This is a genomic window from Chromobacterium vaccinii (genome assembly GCF_000971335.1).
Classification (GTDB): domain Bacteria; phylum Pseudomonadota; class Gammaproteobacteria; order Burkholderiales; family Chromobacteriaceae; genus Chromobacterium; species Chromobacterium vaccinii.
The window spans coordinates 1-12793 of sequence record NZ_JZJL01000004.1 but is presented as its reverse complement, the minus strand read 5'-3'; the positions used below and the strand labels follow the sequence as shown (position 1 = coordinate 12793).

At 61.5% G+C, this 12793-nt stretch carries 12 protein-coding genes; 5 read left to right on the top strand and 7 right to left on the bottom strand.

Annotated elements, in window-relative coordinates; translation table 11 throughout:
• Positions 1–39 precede the first annotated feature (39 nt).
• The 7 genes from VL52_RS02820 to VL52_RS02795 form a co-directional block, all read right to left on the bottom strand.
• On the bottom strand, positions 40–2301 hold the full coding sequence (locus VL52_RS02820; protein ID WP_052729071.1) for a methyl-accepting chemotaxis protein: 2262 nt from the start codon (positions 2299–2301) through the stop codon (positions 40–42).
• Entirely contained in the window at positions 2298–3668 is a 1371-nt protein-coding gene (locus VL52_RS23075) for a PAS domain-containing protein (RefSeq protein ID WP_052729069.1), read from the bottom strand. The genes VL52_RS02820 and VL52_RS23075 overlap by 4 nt, the downstream gene beginning before the upstream one ends.
• A gap of 27 nt (positions 3669–3695) precedes the next feature.
• The gene (locus VL52_RS02815) at positions 3696–4196 is read right to left on the bottom strand and encodes a chemotaxis protein CheW (RefSeq protein ID WP_046155624.1); all 501 of its coding nucleotides are present in this window, start codon (positions 4194–4196) and stop codon (positions 3696–3698) included.
• Positions 4197–4212: 16 nt separating this feature from the next.
• Positions 4213–6465 carry a chemotaxis protein CheW gene (locus VL52_RS02810; protein WP_046155623.1) on the bottom strand — a complete coding sequence of 751 codons (2253 nt, stop codon included), beginning with the start codon at positions 6463–6465 and terminating at the stop codon, positions 4213–4215.
• Between the two features lie 27 nt (positions 6466–6492).
• Positions 6493–6858 carry a response regulator gene (locus VL52_RS02805; protein WP_021478565.1) on the bottom strand — a complete coding sequence of 122 codons (366 nt, stop codon included), beginning with the start codon at positions 6856–6858 and terminating at the stop codon, positions 6493–6495.
• A 523-nt stretch (positions 6859–7381) separates the two neighbouring features.
• Entirely contained in the window at positions 7382–7696 is a 315-nt protein-coding gene (locus VL52_RS02800; RefSeq protein WP_031296840.1) for an STAS domain-containing protein, read from the bottom strand.
• 65 nt (positions 7697–7761) lie between these two features.
• Positions 7762–8919, bottom strand: coding sequence for a sensor histidine kinase (locus tag VL52_RS02795; protein WP_235429182.1), 1158 nt, complete (start codon positions 8917–8919; stop codon positions 7762–7764).
• A gap of 176 nt (positions 8920–9095) precedes the next feature.
• Here VL52_RS02795 and VL52_RS02790 point away from each other — a divergent pair, with 176 nt between their 5' ends.
• The 5 genes from VL52_RS02790 to VL52_RS02770 form a co-directional block, all read left to right on the top strand.
• Complete coding sequence (locus VL52_RS02790) at positions 9096–10049, top strand: chemotaxis protein (protein ID WP_021478562.1); 954 nt, start codon at positions 9096–9098, stop codon at positions 10047–10049.
• Between the two features lie 39 nt (positions 10050–10088).
• The gene (locus VL52_RS02785) at positions 10089–11030 is read left to right on the top strand and encodes a chemotaxis protein (RefSeq protein ID WP_021478561.1); all 942 of its coding nucleotides are present in this window, start codon (positions 10089–10091) and stop codon (positions 11028–11030) included.
• 51 nt (positions 11031–11081) lie between these two features.
• Positions 11082–11477, top strand: coding sequence for a chemotaxis response regulator CheY (cheY, locus tag VL52_RS02780; RefSeq protein ID WP_021478560.1), 396 nt, complete (start codon positions 11082–11084; stop codon positions 11475–11477).
• 44 nt (positions 11478–11521) lie between these two features.
• Positions 11522–12280: a protein phosphatase CheZ gene (cheZ, locus tag VL52_RS02775; RefSeq protein ID WP_046155740.1), complete on the top strand. Its 759-nt coding sequence runs from the start codon at positions 11522–11524 to the stop codon at positions 12278–12280.
• Positions 12281–12322: 42 nt separating this feature from the next.
• On the top strand, positions 12323–12793 hold a 471-nt coding region (locus VL52_RS02770; protein WP_046155621.1), incomplete at its 3' end, for an Hpt domain-containing protein.

The following is a 12793-nucleotide window of genomic DNA, read 5'->3' as shown; positions in this document are numbered from 1 at the left end:
GGCGGCTACGCATCCCATATTCAGCCAGTCTTCAAGTCCTCAGAACTCCTCCCAGCCGTCTTCGCCGTCTTTTTGCGGCTGGATGGGCTCAATCGCCTTGGGCTTGATCTGGTAGTGGCCGGAATGCTGGCTTGCCTTGCGCTCCAGCGCGCCGGCCAAGCCAATCTGCGGCAGGGCCCCGCCCGCCGGGCGCGAAGCCGGCCTGGCCGCGGCAGGCGACCTGCCGGGCAATGGCTTGTCTTCCAGCTTGAACACCGCCACCGCGCCGGACAGATAACGGGCCTGCTCCTCCAGCGACTCCGCCGCCGCCGCCGCCTGCTCGACCAGCGCCGCGTTTTTCTGGGTGTTCTCGTCCATCTGGGTGACAGCGAGGTTGACTTGCTCGATGCCGGAGCTCTGCTCCATCGACGCCGCCGAAATATCGCTCATGATGTCGGCGACGCGACGGATCGACACCACGATCTCGTTCATCGTGCGGCCGGCTTCGTCCACCAGCCGGCTGCCGGACTCCACCTTGTCCACCGAGTTGCCGATCAGCGACTTGATCTCCTTGGCCGCGGCCGCGGAACGCTGGGCCAGGTTCCGCACCTCGCTCGCCACCACCGCGAAGCCGCGGCCCTGCTCGCCGGCCCGCGCGGCCTCCACCGCGGCGTTCAGCGCCAGGATATTGGTCTGGAACGCGATGCCGTCGATCACGCTGATGATATCGACGATCTTCTTCGCGCTCTCGTTGATCTCGTTCATCGTCGACACCACATCGCCGACCACCTTGCCGCCGCGCGCGGCGATGTCGGATGCGCCGGTGGCGAGAGAGTTGGCCTTCTTGGCGTTCTCGGCGTTCTGTTTGACGGTGCTGGTGATCTCTTCCATGCTGGACGCGGTTTCCTCCAGGCTGGCCGCCTGCTGCTCGGTGCGGTTGGACAGGTTGGAGTTGCCGGCGGCGATTTCCTTGGCCGCGGTGTTGATCGCGTCGGTGGAGTCCTTGATATTGGTGACGATCTCCAGCAAACGCTCGACCGTGGCATTGCTGTCCGTCTTCAGCTGGCCGAACAGGCCATCGTAATCGGAGCTGATGGTCTTGGTCAGATCGCCGCCCGCCAGCGCGCCCAGCACGTTGGCGATATCGTTCAAGCCGCGGCTGGTGACATCCAGCAACTGGTTGATGCCCTCGCCCAGCAAGCGGAAGAAGCCCTGCTTGCCTTCCGATGCGATCCGCTTGCCGAACTCGCCCGCCGACGCGGCCCTGACGATCTCCGACACCTCGCGCTCGATCTCCACTTCGGCGGTGCGGTCCTTCCATTCCACCACCGATCCCAGGCGTTCGCCGTCGGCGTCGAACACCGGATTGGCCACCAGGGAGAAGGTCCGGCCCGCAACCTGGATTTCCGTACGATAGGTGGAGCGCAAATTGGCCAGCAGCTCGCGCTGATGGGCCGGGCTCTTGTGGAATTCGTCGATGCTGGCGCCTATCAGCCGGCGCACGTCGAAATTGGGCAGCGCCTTGCGCAAGTCCGACTCCACCCCGCTCAGCATGTCGGTCACGCTGTGGTTCATGTAGATGATCTTGCGCTCGTTGTCGGCGATCATCACATTGGTGGTGCAGTTGTCAAGCGCGCTGCGGATGCGCGCGTTCTCGCCGGCAACGCGGGCGACCTCGACGGCCTTGGCGTCGGCTTCCTCTTGCAGCCGCAGCGTCTCGGTATTGTCCTGCCACTCAACCACCGCGCCCAGCCGCTCGCCCTCGGCATTGACGATGGGCGACAGAATCAGGCTGAAAGTCCGTCCGCCGACCACGATGGATGAGCGGTGCGTGCTTCTGACCTGCTGCAACACGCCATGCTGGTAAGATGGATTCTTGTGGAATTCATCTATCTTGCCGCCCAGTAGCCCGGCGGCCGAGAAGCGGGGAATTTCGCGCCGGATGTCGGCTTCCGCCTGCTGGAACATTCTCAGCACCGCCTGATTAGCGTAGATGATGTGATGAGTCTCGTCCGCGATCATCACATTGGTGGTGCAGACGTCCAGCGCGCTGCGGATGCGGGCGTTCTCCGCCGCCAGCTTGCTTTCCTTGTCTGCGCGCAGATCCGCCTCGCGCTTCAACCTGAGCATTTCGGTATTGTCCTGCCATTCCACCACATCCCCCAGGCGCTCTCCCCTAGGACCGATGATGGGCGTCAGGATCAGGCCGAAGGTGCGCCCGCCGACGGCGATGGATGAGCGGTGCGTCTCCCTCACCTGCTGCAGCAGGCCCCGCTGGTACGACGGGTTCTTGTGGAAGTCATCGATATTGCTGCCGATCAAGCCGGCAACCGAGAAACGGGGATGTCGCGACGGATGTCGGCCTCCGCCTGCTGGAACATTTTCAGCACCGACTGGTTGGTATAGATGATGCAGTGGTCCTCATCCGCGATCATCACATTGGTGGTGCACACATCCAGCGCGCTGCGGATGCGGGCGTTCTCCGCGGCCGCGCGCCGGTCGGCCGCGAGGCGGGCCTCCTCTGCGGCCTTCAGCTCCAGTTCCCGGGTGGTGTCCAGCCATTCCACCACCGAGCCCAATTTGCGGTTCTGGCCATCGCGGATAGGCGTCAGCACCAGACTGAAGGTGCGCCCGCCCACCCTGATGGTGCCTCGATGGGTGCCGCCCAGCTGCTGCAGCATGCCGCGCTGATACGAGGGATTGCGATGGAAATCGTCGATATTGCTGCCCAGAATGGCCCGGGCGGAAAACTGCGGCAATTCCTGGCGGATATCGGACTCCGCCTGCTGGAACATGTCCAGCACCGCGCGGTTCGCGTACACCACCTGATGGCTGTCGTCGGCGATCATCACATTGGTGGTGCAGACATCCAGCGCGTTGCGCACCCTCAGGTTTTCCCGGGCATGCGCGACCACCTCGGCCAGACAGGCGAGCAGGCTGCTCCGATCGCCCAGCCGCACCTGGAACTCGGTCCGCACCTCGCCGTCGGCCAGCTCGCGCAGCACGGCGGCCAGCAATTGCGGATCGCCGCCGAACTGGCGGTCCAGCGCGCGGCGCAACAGCCAGGCCAGCGCGGCGGCCAACAACAGCAGCGCGGCGCCCATGCTGATCAGCTCATTGCTTATCATCCCGGCGGAAACGGCGCCGTCCTCGGGCGCGGCGTTCGCCGCCTGCTCGCCTTCGAAACGGGCGTACTGGGCGATGGCGTCCTGATACTTGAGCGCCGCCGGCCACAGCGTGGTCGACAGGTAGCCGCTCGCCTCCTCCGTCTTTCCTCCCGCCAGCAACTGGCGGTAGGCGGCGATCTGGTTGCGCAGCGGGCCGTCGAGATTGCGGGCCGCGTCCAACCGGGCCTTGGCATCGGCAGAAGCATGCGCCGACAGGCTGTTGAGACGCCCGGTCACGCCGTCCAGCGCATTGTCCAGCGGAGGCTGCGCCGCGCGCTGCGCCGCCAGCGCGGCCTCGGGCAGCAGGCCGCCCAGCTGCCGCACCAGCAATTGCGATGCCTGCTGGGCCTGGCCGGCCAGCGCCAATTGGCCGATCCGGGCCGCCTGGCCGCCGGCCAGATCGTCGGCGGCGCCCTGCAGGCGGTGCAGCTGCGCCAGGGCGAGATACAGCGCGGCCGCCATCGCCACCATCAGCAAGCCGATACCCAGCGTCAACTGCTGCTTCAACCTGATGTCGCTCATGCTCCCCTCCCCACTTGGTACCCGGCCTCAGGCCCGGGCAGCCACTTCGTCGGTCAGCGCCATTTCTTCGCTGCGCATCAGACGCTCGATGTCGACGACGATGATCATCTGTTCCCCCACCGTCCCCAACCCTTTGATATAAGCAGTATCGACGGCCGAACCGAACTCCGGCGGCGCGCGCATCGCATCCTCGCCCAGCTGGATCACGTCGGACACGCCGTCCACCACGATGCCGACCGTGCGCTTGCCGATATTGAGGATGATCACCACGGTGAACTCGTTGTAATGCGGTTCGCCCAGTCCGAACTTGAGGCGCAGATCGACGATGGGCACGATGCTGCCGCGCAGGTTGATCACGCCCTTGATGAACTCCGGCGCGTTGGCGATGCGGGTGACCGTGTCGTAGCCGCGTATCTCCTGCACCTTGAGGATGTCCAGGCCGTACTCCTCGTTGCCCAGCGTGAACACCAGCAGCTCTCTGACGCCCTCGCCCCTCGCTTGGGCATCGCTCAGATTGTCCAGTTGCATATCGCGTCTCCGGCTGTCATTCCGCGGCGGCCGCCATCTGCGCGGCCGATCCGCGCGGGCCGCTGTTGCTGCGGGCGATGGTGGAAATGTCGAGGATCAACGCCACCTGTCCATCCCCCAATATCGTGGCGCCGGACAAGCCATCCACCTTGCGGTAGTTGGTTTCCAGATTCTTCACCACGAACTGCTGCTGCCCGATCAGATCGTCCACCAGCAAGGCCACCCTGGCGCCGGACGCCTCCACGATCACCAGAATGCCCTCGTCCGCCCGCAGCCTGGCCGTGCCCACATTGAAATACCGCCCCAGCGCGACGATGGGCAAGTATTCGCCGCGGATGTGCACCACTTCGCCGCGCCCGGCCACCGTCTTGATCGCCGCGGGCTCAGGCTGCAGCGACTCCAGGATGAAGCCCAGCGGCAATACGTAGATCTCGTGCCCCACCCTAACCGACATGCCGTCCATGATCGCCAGCGTCAGCGGCAGCCGTATGCTCATCGTGGTGCCGACATCGGCCATGGAGTCGATCTCGATCCGGCCGCCCATGTTCTGGATGTTGCGCTTGACCACGTCCATGCCCACCCCGCGGCCGGACACGTCGGTCACTTCAGCCGCGGTGGAGAAGCCGGCCTCGAAGATCAGCCCCCACACTTCGGCATCGGACATATTGTCGCTGACCGGCATGCCGCGCTCGCGCGCCTTGGCCAGGATGCGTTCGCGGCTAAGCCCCGCGCCGTCGTCGCTGACCTCGATCACAATGCTGCCGCCCTGGTGGAAAGCCCGCAGCGTCAGCCGGCCGGCCGGCGACTTGCCCTTGGCCACCCGCGCGTCCGGCGGCTCGATGCCGTGGTCCAGGCTGTTGCGCACCAGGTGGGTCAAAGGGTCGGATAGTTTTTCGATGAAGCCCTTGTCCAGCTCGGTGTTCTCGCCCACCATTTTCAGGTCGATCTGTTTCCCCAGCTTGCCTGCCAGATCGCGGACTACGCGGGGGAAGCGGTTGAACACGAAGGCGATGGGCGTCATGCGGATGGACATTACCGCTTCCTGCAGTTCGCGCGAGTTGCGCTGCAGTGAACTGATGCCGTTGAGCAGGCGTTCATGCTCCACCGGGTCCAGCGCGCTGCCGGACTGCATCAGCATGGACTGGGTGATCACCAGCTCGCCTACCAGATTCAGCAGCATGTCGACTTTCTCGATATTGACCCGGATCGAGTTCTCACCCGCGGCTGCGCCCTTGTCCAGCTGCGGCCGCGCCGGCGCTGCCGGCTTCGCCTCCGAAGACGCGGCATCAGGCGCCTTTTCGACGCCCACGCCCGGCGCGCCGCCGAACAAGCCGAAGCCATCGCCCTCGAGATCCTTCGCGTCCCCCTTGCCTGGAGCAGTCAACGGTTCGAACAAACCGAAGCTGCCGTCGCTCTCCATCTGCGCCAGCCTCTGCGATCCGGCATCCTCGCCTGGCGCATGCAGCCCGGGCAGCGGCTCGAACAAGCCGAAACCGCCATCCTCATCCACATAGGACACGCCTCCGGCCACCCCGCGCGCGCCTGGCTCCACGCGATCATCCGGCAGGAAAAAGCCGTACTCATCCCCGCCTTCGCCGCAACGATCCACACTGACGCGGAACTGCTCCGGAGACAGCGAGAACGCCAGCGACTCGGCGACCTCGTCCGCGGCCAGAGACGAGGTGAATACCGCCACCCAGGGCAGCTCGTCATCCAGCCGGCCCTCCTGCACGATGGTCAGATCGCCCTGCGCCGCCAGATTCGCCAACAAGGGATGAATATCCTGGCCAGCGGCGGGCGTCAGTTCGAGAAACAGCGTCCATAGCGACTCCGCCGCCTGGATGGTTTCCTGCGCGGACGCCGGGACGCTAATTTCCGCCGCCCGGCCTTCCATCTCTTCCAGGCGCCGTTGAATTTCGCCCCGCCGCTCGCCATCCAGCGCCTCGCCGTTTTTATACGCGACCAGCATCGCCTGCAGCGCGTCTTTAGCCTGCAGAAAGGCATCCACCATCTGCGCCGTCAGCTCCATCGCGCCTTTGCGCACCCTGTCCAGCAGGTTTTCCAACACATGGGTCAGTTCGGCCATCTCGGCGAAGCCGAAAGTGGCGGCGCCGCCCTTGATCGAATGGGCGGCTCGGAATATCGCATGAAGATCTTCTTGTTCCGGCTGAGCCACATCCATCGCCAACAGAAGCGACTCCATCGTGGCCAGATGCTCTTCCGCCTCGTCGAAGAATACTTGGTGAAACTGGGACATATCGATCGTCACAATCGTCCCCTCTTGGCGATGGCCGCGTTAGCCGACCAGGCGCTTCACGACGTCCAACAGCTTCTGCGGATCGAAGGGCTTGACCAGCCAGCCGGAAGCGCCAGCGGCCCTGCCCAGCGCCTTCATCTGATCGCTGGACTCAGTAGTCAGCATCAGGATAGGGGTGGCGTTGTAGGAGGGTTGCTTGCGCAGCGAACGGATCAGCGTCAACCCATCCATGCCCGGCATGTTCTGGTCGGTCAGAACCAGATCGAACTGCGTGCCCTGCGCCTTGCTCAAGCCTGCGTTGCCGTCCACCGCCTCCGCCACGTCATAGCCGGCACTCTTCAGCGTGAAACTGACCATTTGGCGAATCGACGCGGAGTCGTCCACCGTGAGAATTTTCTTAGGCATGGCGTTCCCGCTATCGAGAGACTCCGGTTGAAATACACACGGCCCCATGTGCACGGCTTCCACCAGACCAGCCGTGCCGGTGGGGACAATCATCGGGATCGTCCCCGGTCCGGAAAGCAAGCAGCGGCCTGCCAACACATGCTGGCGCGTCACCTCAATGTCATCAATCTTCAACGACACTATCGGAACAACACAATGAGGCTGACCTGCCATCCGCCTCCCCGAATGAATAACCGAGCGCTCCGAACCCGCTGTCGCCTTTAATTACGTGATCAACCATAAAGACGGGCGAATCAAGCGGCATATGCTGAAAATCAAGAATTTTGCGCGGATGGCATGTCTCAGCGACAGAAAACAGGCATTCCCGGCAAAACCTAAAGCCGCAAACCCGCAGCCGTGATAACGCTTTGGCTGCGCCAGAAAGCGCCTCTGGCCCTGCGCCCGAGACCGGGCTAGAAGCACAAGGAAGAAACGCTCGCGCGCCGCTCAAGCATGCCGACGGCGGCGCAAGCAATGGCCATGCTCAGGCCGCCGGCCGGATCGTGAACATCTTGTTGAAGCAGGCGATCTCGAAGACCTGCATCACCGCTTCCCGGCAATTGACCAGCACCATCGTTTTCTTCTGTCCCGCAGCCCGTTCCTTCAGCAGCAACAACATGCCCAGCGCGGAGCTGTCAAGAAACGGCACCTGATCGAAATCGACCTGGATTTCCTGAACATCGGGGGTGTCCAGCAATTCCTGGCTGGCTTGGCGGAATTCCTTGTGCAGGTTGAAATCAAACTGCCCAATCAGCACCATCTTCCCGACACTCCCCTCGACTTTGACTATCGGTCTCATCACTGATCCTCGGCTTTCCATAGGTTCGCTGACAAATTGAACGGGCGCCTCTGCCGCATCCGGCCTCACTCCCGGGATGCCGGCAGCCTCAATTCGAAACAGGCGCCGCCCGCCACCTTGTTGTAACAACGTACACTTCCCCCCAACTCTTCAGCCACCTTCTTCACGATCGCCAGTCCCAGGCCAGTTCCGCCGGGACGCTGCGTGAAGAATGGTTCGAAAATCCGCTCCCGCACCGCGTCGTCCACCCCCGGGCCATCGTCATCGACACGGAATACGACGTCATCGCCATCGGGGGCCACCGCCAAACCGACCCTTCCGCCGGGCGACGCGAACTGCAAAGCGTTTTCCAGCAGATTGATCAATGCTCCCTGCAGCGCCTTGCGGTCTATCAAGACCGTTATGGCAGAATCGGCGGGCAGATTGCAATCAAAAAACACACCTTTGTCATGACATTGCGGCGCCAGCACCGCGCAAACATCCTCCAGCAGCGGCGCCACTTTCGCCGTCTCCAACGACGACACCTGGCCGCGCACGAACCCCAGCATGTTCTGGATCAGCCCCTCCAGAGCCCGCATCCGCGCCAAGCTCTTGTCGACAAAGCGCGCCCGGTCTTCCGGACGGGGAATATCCTGCTTCAAGTTGGCCGTATACAACATTGCGCTGGCCAGCGGCGTGCGCAGCTGATGCGCCAGCGATGCCGCCATGCTGCCCATAGACGCCAGATTCTGCTGCTGAGCGAGCTCGCTATTGAGTTGATGCAGCCGGGTCACGTCGTGAATAAGCACAATTCGCCCGCCCGACGCCGGCAGGTCCTGATACTGCAGCGTCAAACGCCTGGACTCGCCATCTCCGCCCAGAGCGAAGCTGCCATCCGCCTCCTGACTCAGCAAGCGCCCCAGCAAACCGCCCCACTCTTCCCCTATATAACAACCACTTAGCAGAGACTCCGCCGCCAGATTCTCAGCGGTCACCCGGCCTTCCGGCGATAGCTCCACCACGCCTGCCGGCAGCATCTTGAGCAACGACGCCAGTCGTTCGGCGAGCTCGGCATTCTCATCGCGCTGTTTTCGCAACTGACTGTTCGCCTCATCCAGCTGGGCGTTCAAAACATTGACCTGAACCTCAAGTTGTCTATATGCATCAATGAGTTGACTGGAAACCGCATTGAATTGTTCGAACGCGGCCTCGAGCTGCTGCTGATCCTTCAGGCTTGAAACCATAGTAGGCATCGCTTCACTGTCATTTGTAAAAACCACTTAAACGGTATGATAATGATCAGCCCATAGCGCGCCAACATGCAGTTGACGTCGCCAAGAGCAAAAAAAACGGGAAAAACCAATATCTGGCGTATAAAGGGAAGTAGTGCGCCATTTCAAAAGATGCTGTGGAGGTTTCTGTGTCAGAGCTTCTCAAAAAAATCGACGCCAGAACCAAACTGGCAGGCACCAACAAGCTGGAAATCCTTCTGTTCTCCTTGGGGCATGACCAGCGTACCGGTCGCAAAGAAATTTTTGGTATCAACGTATTCAAGGTCCGCGAAGTGATGCGCACCCCGGAGATTACCTCGGCTCCGGAAATGCCCTCTTCGGTGGAAGGCATGGTCAGCCTGCGTGGCGCGCTGGTTCCCGTGATCGACTTGGCCAAATACTCCGGTATCGTGACCAGCAATCGCCCGGAAATCATGATCGTTACCGAGTACAACGGTCATACCCAGGGTTTCCTGGTTGAAGCCGTGGACACCATTCTTCGCCTGGATTGGTCTGCGATGCGCGTGCCGCCGGACATGATCACCAACCGCATGGCCGGCCTGGTGACCGCTGTCACCGAGCTGGACAACGGCACGCTGGTGATGATGATGGACGTGGAAAAGGTGCTGGCGGAAACCAGCATCATCGACGACGGCCACAGCTTCATCAATATCGAGCCGGTCAAGGAAGACCGCCGCATCTTCTTCGCCGACGACAGCGCAGTCGCCCGCAAGCAGATCGAGCGCACGCTGGAAGTGATGAACATCCGCTACACCTCGGCGATCAACGGCATGCGCGGCTGGGAAGATCTGCAGAAGATGGCTCAGCAGGCGGAAGCCGCCGGACGCAAGCTGTCCGACGAGCTGCACCTGGTGCTGACCGACGTGGAAATGCCTGAGATGGACGGCTATATGCTGACCAAGATGATCAAGAGCGACCCGCGCTTCGCCGGCATTCCGGTGCTGATGCACTCCTCGCTTTCCGGTTCGTCCAACCAGAAACTGGGAGAATCCGTCGGCGTGGACGCCTATGTATCAAAGTTTGAACCGCAGAAGCTCGCCAGCAAGCTGCGCCAGATGCTGAAACTGGAACCCAGCAACTAACAGGCCTTCTTCAAGATTTTCAAGGGATAGGGATACGACATGCCTAGCACCGACGCCTCCTTGCTCGCCAGTGTTGACGCCAGGACCAAGCTAGCCGGCTCCAACAAGATGGAGATTCTGCTGTTCTCGCTGGGAACGCGCGAAACATTCGGCATCAATGTGTTCAAGGTGCGCGAGGTCTCGCAGACGCCGACCATCACCAAAACGCCCAATATGCCGTTCGGGGTGGAAGGGGTGCTGTCGCTGCGCGGCAATATCATCCCGGTGATCTCGCTGGCCAAGTTCATCGGCCATGACCACGGTGGCAGCAAGTTCGACACGATGATCGTCACCGAGTTCAACAAGAGCACTCAAGCTTTTCTGGTGGACTCGGTTGACCGCATCATCCGCGTCGATTGGGACAAGGTTCGGGCGCCGGAAAACATCATGGCGGCAGCCGGCACCAATCAAACCCTGATCACTGCGGTTACCGAACTGGAAAATGGCAAGCTAGTTTCCATTCTGGACGTCGAACAGATCCTGGCCAGCGTAGTCGGCGAGCCCCGGCTGCCCGATGTGCCCACCGCCCAGCTGGAAACCGACCAGTACATCTTCTTCGTCGACGACTCGGTGGTCGCCCGCAAGGAAATCACCGGCGTGCTGGAAAAGATGGGCATCAAATTCCAGCAGGCGACCAACGGCCGCGAAGCCTGGGATCGCCTGCAAGTGCTGGCCGGCCGAAACTGGGCCGATGGAGAATGCCTGCACGACTACCTGAAAATCATTTTGGTCGATGCCGAAATGCCGGAAATGGACGGCTACGTGCTGACCAAGCTGATCAAATCCGATCAGCGTTTCAAGGGCATTCCGGTGATCATGCACTCGTCGCTGTCGTCCAACGCCAACCGCGCAATGGGCTCCAGTGTCGGGGTGGATTCCTACGTTGCCAAGTTCGACCCGGGCGTACTGGCAGAAACTTTGATTCCATTCCTGCAAAGGTAGTCGCTACAATGTGCGCCTTGATGGAACATAGATAATTCAGGATATACCTCGATGTCAGACAAGAATATGCGATTCCTGGTCGTGGACGACTTCTCCACCATGCGCAGAATCGTCCGCAACCTGTTGAAAGAGTTGGGCTTCACCAACGTCGACGAGGCCGAAGACGGCCAGGTCGCGCTGCACAAGCTGAAAACCCAAAGCTTCGACTTCGTCGTCTCCGACTGGAACATGCCCAATATGACGGGCATCGAGCTCCTCAAAGCAGTGCGGGCGGATCCCCAACTGAAGCATCTGCCGTTCATGATGATCACCGCCGAGGCCAAAAGAGAAAACATCATCGAGGCGGCCATGGCTGGTGCCAGCGGCTACATCGTAAAACCGTTCACCGCCGCCACCATGGAAGAGAAGATGAGCAAAATCTTCCAGAACATGAACAAACCAGCCTGAGCATCGCGCAAGGTTGCCCGCATTTGCATTGAGGAGGATTGAACGTGCCGGACCATATTATGGAGAACGGAGACTCGCCGGAACTGGAGGCGCTGTTCAACAGCATCGCCCAGCAGCAAGGTAGCGAACCCGAACCGCCCGCCGCTGCTGCCCCCGCAGGCGAAGAGGCTGGTGCCAAATTGTTCTCGAGCGAGACCAGTCCTTCGACGATGTATGAGCATATCGGACAGATGACCCGCAAGATGCACGACGCCCTGCGCGATCTGGGCTACGACAAGTCGCTGGAAAAAGTGGCTGAAACCATTCCCGACGCGAAAGACCGCCTGGCCTACATCGCCACGCTGACTGAAAACTCGGCAGAACGCGTGCTGAACGCCACCGATATCGCCAAGCCATTCCAGGACAAACTGGAAAGCCGGGCCGCGGCGCTGAGCGAGCGCTGGGAAAAGCTGTTCGCCAATCTGCTGAGCATCGAAGAGTTCAAAAACCTGGCTGCCGAAACCCAGCTGTATTTGAAAGACGTGCCCAATCAAACCCAGGCTACCAATGCCCAGCTGCTTGAAATCGTCATGGCTCAGGACTTTCAGGACCTGACCGGCCAAGTGATCAAAAAAATGATGGGCATGGTCAAGATCCTGGAAACCGAGTTGGTCAGTTTCCTGATTGAGTTCTCCCCCGATGAAAAGAAGGGAGAGCTGAATACCAGCCTGCTCAACGGTCCGGTCATCAATCCGGAAGGCAGGACCGATGTGGTGAACAGCCAGCAGCAAGTGGACGACCTGCTGGAAAGCCTGGGCTTCTAAAGCAACGCAAGCAAGACAACGCAGAACGCGTGGGGTGGAAAAATGAGCGAATTTGGCGGCATGGAAGAGTTGCTAGGTGACTTCCTGATGGAGTCTACCGACCTCCTGTCCGATGTGGACAACAAGCTGGTCGAACTTGAAAAGCGCCCGGAAGACAAGGCTCTGCTCAATGACATCTTCCGCGGCTTCCATACCATCAAGGGCGGCGCAGGTTTCCTCAACGTCATCCCGATGGTGAATTTGTGCCACCGCACGGAAAACCTGTTCGACAAGCTGCGCAACGGAGAAATGCACATCACGTCGGAAGTGATGGATGTGATTCTCGACGCCACCGGCATTGTCCGCGACATGTTCGGCACGCTGGGCCAAGGCTTGATGCCCGGCGACGCGGACGCCCGCGTGCTCGCCGCGCTTGACGCCGCGCTTGCCGGCCAGCCCGTCACTGCCGAAGCTCCAGCGGAGCCGGCCGCCGCGGCCCCCGCCCCCGCAGCGCCGTCCGCGCCCGCCGGCAAC